We start from the raw sequence: 224 nt of genomic DNA on the forward strand, positions 1-224 counted from the left end.
GAGCTGTGCTGTTTCGAATGGTTCCAAAACAACTATCAGCTGTCGTCAGATTGTGAATTGGTTTTAGAGCTGTGCTGTTTCGAATGGTTCCAAAACTCCGATTCCTGTTTTAGTCAATTCAGCATCGTTTTAGAGCTGTGCTGTTTCGAATGGTTCCAAAACGATAATACTTTCTTCTGTATCAAATTTATTGTTTTAGAGCTGTGCTGTTTCGAATGGTTCCA

The organism is Streptococcus sp. HMSC067A03 (genome assembly GCF_001814295.1).
In the GTDB taxonomy this organism is placed as follows: Bacteria; Bacillota; Bacilli; order Lactobacillales; family Streptococcaceae; genus Streptococcus; species Streptococcus constellatus.